Raw genomic sequence first — 6,935 nt, 5'->3', positions numbered from 1 at the left:
CGTGACGGTGGATCACTGCACGGAATGACCGCTCCAACAATGCTTCATCCGGCAAGCCCTTCAGCCGGACGGCCCATGGCATATGATAATGCCGGCTTCCTTCCAGCCGGTCTACGAACCACAACCTTTCCTGGTTGAACGACAATGGCGGTCGTTCCATCTGCTGCCGTTGCCTTACGATCCCCGCCCAGTCCACCTCCGCAGCCGCCTCCCGCTCTTGTAAAAGCCGCAGGATCTCTTCCCTGTGTCTGGCGACCTCCTCCATAAAAAGTTGGTCCGTGTCCGTCCGGCGTGATTTTTTATACTTCAGCTTTCCTTCCTCCAGGAAGAATACAAGGCCCCTCTTTCCGGCCTCTTTCAATACGTCAAGTGTGTTTGTAAGATTGCTTTGCATCTGCGCCTCTTTGGATGTGTTTCTAAATATTTACGTCGAGCTGCGTGTATCCTTCGAGCTGGTGTACGGCAGCGATGTCATACTTGCATGACGTAATACCATTGGAATAATCTCTTGGGACGCTTTTAAAGTGCTCCCAGTTGCGGTTAAAAAGATCCATCAGGTGCTCGTCGTGGTCGACATGTCTATTATGGGGCAGGGACTCGTACCTGCCATAGCGACGATCCACCGGCAGCCCCTTGTTTACAAAAGACCGGTAAAAGCTGTCGTCTTCGCAGCCATAGCCGGGGTAGTCGTTATAGAAGCCATTCACCGACCGCATCTGTTCGGCCGTGACCAAAACGTGCCCGCCGAAATAAATGGGGTAGGGCATTTTGTAGCCGAACTGAGAAGCAGCGGATGCGAGGTGGGTCGCCGCCCGGGGAAATGAATAATCTACGTGTCCTTCCACCGCCAGCATATCCACATCCGACAGGTCGAAGGCATCGGCCCTTTGTTCCACATACAAAAACCCTATATTAAAGAGCATTCCCTTGTTGAACGGCGCCTTCCCCAGCTGATGCACGACATAGATATCCGCATCCGGGAATAAATTCCTATAGTGGGGGACGAACATAGCCAGATGTTCTTCCCTGTCCCTATAAGGGATGATAAAGGCAAGTTTGTAGTCCAGCGATATCATGGTTATGACAATTCAAAAACTTCGTATTCATTCTGATCGCCCGAGGCCGTATCGTTCATCCAGACGACCTCCAGGTACTCGGACAGACTGCGGATGGTGGGGAAACGGAAAATTGTTTTGACCGACAGCCGGATCCCCCAACTCTTCTCTATTTGCGCGACCATCCGCATTGCGGCCAGGGAATGTCCGCCTATGACGAAAAAGTTATCGTCTATACCCGGCCGCAAAATGCCGAATAATTCCTCCCAGATGCCTGCCAGGACGGTTTCTGTTTCGCTGCGGGGCGCCTCCCCGGCAGACGACGATCTTGTAGGTTCGGGCAGCGCCTTTTTGTCCACTTTTCCATTGGCTGTAACGGGCAGGACATCCAGGATGGCCCAAGCGGTGGGAATCATATAGGCTGGTAACCGGTTGTTCAGATACCCCAGCAAGGATGCCTGATCGAAGCCGTCATCGGGTACAACATACCCGACCAATCTCTCTTCCCTGGCGATCACGACGACCTGCCTGACGAGTCCACTTTGTATGATCTGGTGTTCCACTTCTCCCGGTTCGACGCGAAACCCCCGGATCTTTACCTGATCGTCCAGCCTTCCGAGGTATTCGATATTGTTGTCGGGCAGCCATCGCCCCAGGTCTCCCGTGCGATAGATGCGCGTGTCTATGTGGCCGGGCAACTGGATGAACCTGTTCGCATGATCCTTCCCGAGATAGCCTCTCCCTACGCCTTCCCCGCCAATACAGATCTCTCCGGGGACACCCTTGGGCAGGAGGCGTAGTGTACTATCGAGGATGTATACGCGGGCGCCTGCCACCGGTTTCCCGATGGGTGTGTTCCGATGGGGTTGAGCGGCCTCCCTGAAGGGGAAAAAGGTCGCACAGATGGTGGTTTCGGTGGGGCCATAGCCGTTGATGATGCGAAGGCCGGGGACAGCATCGCACCAGCGCTGCAACACGCGTTGCTGAATGGAAGAGACGCCTACCAGCAACCGGCGAAGGGGGAGGGTTCTTCCCGTCTCCTCCATGTGCGTCACCGTGTCTGCCAGGAGAGTAGGGGGTAGATAGGCCGTGGTGATCATATTGTCTCCGATGTACCTGGTCAGGTATGCCGGGTCGAAGGCTTGTTCCCCTGCCAGGAGGTGCAAGGTGTTCCCGAAGCAAAGACTGGTGAAGAATTCCCAAACGGACACGTCGAATACATATGGGCATACCGACAGGCCGGCATCGTCCTCTTCCGCACCGGCGGCTTTCAGGAATCCGAACAAAAGGTACATAAGGTTGCGATGTTCGATCATCACTCCCTTGGGGCGACCGGTGGATCCCGACGTATATAAGACATATGCAACCTGGTGGGGCCTGATGGGCGTACGTGGTAACACGGGCGTTTTGTATATGTCTGTTCCTTCCTCGTCGAGGAGCACTACGCGGCCCTTGAAGGCGGGCGGTAAGGATGAGCTTGCGGAGCGGGTGGTCAAAACCACTTCCGCGCCCATGTCTTCCAGCATATGGCTGATCCTGTCCGGTGGGTATTCGGGTTCGATGGGTACATATGCGCCACCGGCCATGAGTATACTCAGGATACCGACGATCATATGCTCCGACCGGCCGGTACATATCCCTACAAGCGATTCACCGGACACTCCAGCCGACTGCAGGTAGGCGGCAAGCTGGTTCGATCGCTCGGAAAGCATTTGATAGGTTAGGCGGCTGTCGCCACTCACCACCGCCCACCGGTGAGGCCGAAGGGTCGCCTGGGCTTCGAACAAGTCTATCACGGTTTGATGCCTGGGGTAGTCCGATGGAGTGCCGGTGGAAACCCGCCACAGTTCACTTTCTTCCTCCCGGGTCAACAAGCCAAGGTCACCCAGACGGGAAGGTGGTCCATCAGCCAGCTGGTGAAGCAACAGCCGGAAATGACCGCAGATGCTGCGGACGCTATCGGTGTCGATTAATCGCGTATTATAACTGAATCCAATCCATAGCTCTTCTCCGGCGCCCACGCGGAGGGCAAGCGGATAGTTGGTATTTTCCCGGCCTCTGACCCGGTGCATCCGGAGGTTTCGTTGGTCTGCCTGGACCTTCCAGCTTGCGGGATAATTTTCAAACACCAGTAGGGTATCGAACCAGTTTTCGCCGGTTCCCATCCACGTCCGTATATCGGTCAACCGGCTGTATTGGTATTGTCGACAGGCCACTTGTTCCGCTTGCAATGTCCGCAGCCAGTCTCCCAGGAGCGCCTCTTCTTCCACGGCAACGTACAAGGGCAGGGTATTGATATACATCCCGACCCGGGTCTCAACCCGAGGCAGATCGGCCGGCCGGCCGGATACCGTGACACCGAATACGACATCCTTTTGTCCCGTATAACGATGCAGCAGGTACGACCATATACCTTGCAGCAGGGTATTGACCGTAACCTGTTGGCGCCGGGCATAGTCATAGAGCCGTTCCGTATATTCCTTGTCCAGCTGAACCTGTTCCTCTGCGTATTGGCCAACGCCCATGGTCCGTTCTTCCTGGTGTGTAATGAATGGCAGCAGTACCTGCTGACTTGCCCCGGACAGGTACGCACTCCAGAAAGCCTTCTCCTCCTCCGGGTTTTGTCTTTCCAGATAACGGATATAATCTTCGAATCGATCTTCTTCCGAGTGTCCCGGAGAATGCCCCGCCAGGTGATGTTCATAGACGTCCTGTAGTTCTTCCAGAAGGATAGCCACAGACCAGCCGTCCAGCAGGACATGGTGTACAGTTAAGATCATCCGGTAATTGTCCTCTCCCAAACGAAGAAGGGTCAGCCGCATCAGTGGAGGTCTGGCCGGGTCAAACGGCTTCTTCCTGTCCGCCTGCTCAAAGGCCCTGACAGCATCCGGCGCGGCGTCACGGAAATCCAGGACTTCCATGGGAAGAAGCGCTTCTTTCCAGACGCATTGCACCGGGATGCGGAAAGGTTCGATATGGAAGGAGCTTCGGAGGATCGTGTGACGACGCAGCAGTTGTTGCAGGCTGCGCCTGAGTACTTCCGGAACTACTCCGGAGATGTCAGAGACCAATTGTTCCGTATATAAACCTTCGTTGTAGAGGCTATGGAAAAGCATTCCTTCCTGGAGGCCGCTAAGGCGGTAGAGTGCAACCGGTTTTTCCGGCTGCTGTCTGCTGAAAAAAGCGTCGAGTTCCTGGTAACCGATCTCTTTACCCAAGCCGAAGTCTGAAGGCGTCCAGACCGGCGAAAGCGCCCCCTGCCGGATGCAGTGCGCTACCAGTTGCTTCAGGTTCTCCATAAAAAGGAGTCCCAGTTTCCGGATCGTATCCTCCCGGTAATGCAACCCGCTATAGCCCCAACTCAGATGGAGTTCTTCCGCCGCCACCCAGCAGTTCAGAGAAATCTTCGTCTGCATCTTATGTGCTGCCCCCATCAAGGGTCCCGTGGATTCTGCCGCGGGCCTGAACCATTTTCCCTTCCTGACCTCCCTGTCCATTTTGCCCAGGTAATTGAACACTATCTCCCAGGGCTGAGGACCTTGTAATCCTTCTGCCTTCCGGATATACCGCAGAACACCATATCCGAGTCCCTTGTCGGGTATGCGCCTCAAATTCTCTTTTGTCTCCCTGATCAGATCGGCCCATGCGGTGGCCGATCCGAGCAGCACCGGATAGGCGGTGGTGAACCAACCTACCGTCCGGCCGAGGTCGATACCCGTTGCAATCGATTCTTCCCGGCCATGACCTTCCAACCCGATCGATATACTTTCATATCCTGTCCAGGCATGCAGTGTTTTGGCCAGTGCTGCCAGCAACACGTCGTTGATCTCTGTATGATACGCCGTGGGGGCCTCTTGCAGAAGCTGCCTGGTGGATACCTCCGGCAAATGAAGAACAACGGTTCTCCAATCCCTGGCCCGCACCTCGGGCTGCGGGTCCTGTTCCAGGTCCACCGGCAAGGGGGCGCCGCGTGCGGACAACTCTTCCCAATAGCTTTGCTGCCGGTGCAGGGAGTTCCCATACGCTTCGAGCGCTTCATACCAGTCCCGGCAAGAGCTACCATCCGCGTCCCATACGACCGGTGTTTCTTCGCGTCTGGCCGTCAACAGCCGCTCGAGGTCTTCGGTAAGAATACGCCAGGAGACGCCGTCCACCACGAGGTGGTGGATCACCAGCAATAACCGGTTGTTGCCGGATGGCATCAGGAACAAGACCATCCGGACAAGGTCGCCCCGGGTGAGGTCGAGGGTTTCCTGAAAACAAGCCGCTTTTTCGGAGAGGGTCTGTTCCGGCTGGTCCCCGATGCCGCTGAGGTCGCATATCGTTAGCACGGGTGTGGTGTCCCCATAGACCTGTGTCCAGCCGGAAGCGGTACGTTCAAAGCGGCATCGCAACGCGTCATGATGCGTAGTCAGCTGATTCAGCACCCACGACAAGTCTTCCGCTGTTATCGCCCGATCGATGTCGAGGAGCAGACTTTGGTTGAAGTGCGACACCTGACCGTTATCCTCTTCTTTGGCGAGGTACCATTGTTGTATCGGAAATAGCCCGCACTTTCCCTGAAGGGTTTCCTTCTGTCCCTTTCCCCCGGACACATCGAAACGTGATGCGAGGGCTGCTGCCAGCCCTTCGATATCCGGGTATTGAAAAATATCTTTCGGGCGCAGGTCGTAACCTAATCGCCGGGCGCGGCTGGTGACCTGTATGGTGATGATCGAATCTCCGCCAAGGGCAAAGAAGTTATCCCGGATGCCTATGCGTTCTATACCCAACAGGTCTTGCCAGATCGTTGCAAGGGCTTCCTCAGTGGTGTTGCGTGGTGCGAAGTAGGTTTCTGCCGATAGATCCGCAGCATCCGGTTCGGGCAGCGCCTCTTTGTCTACTTTTCCGTTGACCGTCGTGGGTATAGCCTCCAGGCTGACCCAAATTCCCGGCACCATGTAGGCCGGCAGTTTTCGATGCAGATGCGTCAGCAACCGGGTGCGGTCGAAGCCTTCGCGCGCCACAACATAGCCGACCAATCGCAAATTCCCCTGATGGTCCTTGCGAGCCGTCACCACACATTGTTCGACAAATCCGCTTTGCAACGCAAGGCTTTCTACTTCTCCTGGTTCTATCCGGTATCCCCGAATCTTTACCTGCTCGTCCAGACGTCCCAGGTATTCGATGTTGCCGTCCGGCAGCCAGCGGCCCAGGTCCCCGGTGCGGAACATCTGTTCCCTTCCACGCGAAAACGGATCGGGCAGGAATCGCTCTGCAGTCAGCTGCGGGCGGTTCAGATATCCCCTGGCCACTCCGACGCCGGAAATGTATATTTCCCCGGGTACGCCCTGTGGCACCGGGCGCGCCTGGCGGTTCAATATATATATACGCACGCCTACCATCGGCGGTCCGATGACGATCGTGCCATCTTCGCGGATGGGTTCGTCGGTCATGGTGGCGCAAATGGTATTTTCCGTAGGGCCATACGCATTGAGCAACCGTATCCCCTTCGCGCGGAGATACTGACCCGTCTCCCGGTTCAACGGTTCTCCCGCCGATATGATCGTACAGAAGGGGGGCAGCACCTCTTTCGCCAATTGCTGGTAAGAGGGTGGCAGTGTTATCACCTGTATGTGCTGCCGGTCGATCAGCGCTCCCAGCCGGTCTATCCTGCCGATGTCTTCTTTGTCCGGCAGTACGAGACAGCCGCCCGTCACCAGCGTCGCGAATATTTCGGAACAGGAGGCATCGAATCCAAAGGAAGCGAATTGAAGGGTTTTCATGCCAGGTTTCAGCCGGAAAAAGTCCGCCTGTCCCAAACACACATTGACCAGCCCCCTGTGTTCGATCATAACGCCTTTTGGGCGGCCAGTAGAACCCGATGTGTAGATGACATAG

General features: G+C 56.0%; 3 protein-coding genes. All 3 read right to left on the bottom strand.

Translation table 11 applies throughout. From position 1 onward, the window contains the following. Window positions 1-394 (bottom strand): hypothetical protein (locus IEY39_RS29510; protein ID WP_188938373.1); only part of this gene is annotated, 394 nt, incomplete at its 3' end. A 22-nt stretch (window positions 395-416) separates the two neighbouring features. Continuing rightward, window positions 417-1,076 (bottom strand): galactosyltransferase-related protein, encoded by a 660-nt coding sequence (locus IEY39_RS29505; protein ID WP_188938371.1) that lies wholly within the window; start codon window positions 1,074-1,076, stop codon window positions 417-419. A 2-nt stretch (window positions 1,077-1,078) separates the two neighbouring features. Then, window positions 1,079-6,928 carry a non-ribosomal peptide synthetase gene (locus tag IEY39_RS29500; protein WP_262892894.1) on the bottom strand — a complete coding sequence of 1,950 codons (5,850 nt, stop codon included), beginning with the start codon at window positions 6,926-6,928 and terminating at the stop codon, window positions 1,079-1,081. Window positions 6,929-6,935 lie beyond the last annotated feature (7 nt).

The sequence above is a fragment of the Puia dinghuensis genome (genome assembly GCF_014642875.1).
In the GTDB taxonomy this organism is placed as follows: domain Bacteria; phylum Bacteroidota; class Bacteroidia; order Chitinophagales; family Chitinophagaceae; genus Puia; species Puia dinghuensis.
Note: the sequence above shows the minus strand (reverse complement) of the source record. Positions and strands in the feature narration are given on the sequence as shown.

Coding starts and splice junctions, on each gene's coding strand:
- IEY39_RS29505 (WP_188938371.1), bottom strand. CDS start 1,076: ATGATATCGCTGGACTACAAACTTGCCTTTATCATCCCTTATAGGGAC.